Origin of the sequence: Mycobacterium sp. VKM Ac-1816D (genome assembly GCF_000416385.1) — a bacterium.
Classification (GTDB): Bacteria; Actinomycetota; Actinomycetes; order Mycobacteriales; family Mycobacteriaceae; genus Mycobacterium; species Mycobacterium neoaurum_A.
This window is the reverse complement of the sequence record NZ_AOHQ01000002.1, coordinates 1-251: the sequence shown is the minus strand read 5'-3', so window position 1 is coordinate 251 and position 251 is coordinate 1. Positions and strand designations below refer to the sequence as shown.

The window sequence follows — 251 nt, the reverse complement described above, 5'->3', positions numbered from 1 at the left end:
GGGGTCGTGTATTCCGGACAGTACGTGGAAAACGGCATCAAAAAGAACCCGGGCGTGAAAAGGGCCGTCTTGCGCTTGAAGCCGCCCGAAAGAAGGCTGCGCAGATGCGGTGCTGGATATTGGTCGTCCTGATACCGCGCAGGAGATCCCGCAGACCGCGTGCCTGAGTGTTCCCCAGCACCATCGTGTTGTCCGGCCCCGCATTCGGGTAGCACTGTTTCACATCGATGATTTCAGTGTATGACGACCCG

At 58.6% G+C, this 251-nt stretch carries 1 protein-coding gene; it reads right to left on the bottom strand.

Translation table 11 applies throughout. The features are described from left to right. Nucleotides 1-37: 37 nt before the first annotated feature. The coding region (locus G154_RS26940; protein WP_237742461.1) for a hypothetical protein at nucleotides 38-251 on the bottom strand (214 nt) is incomplete at its 5' end.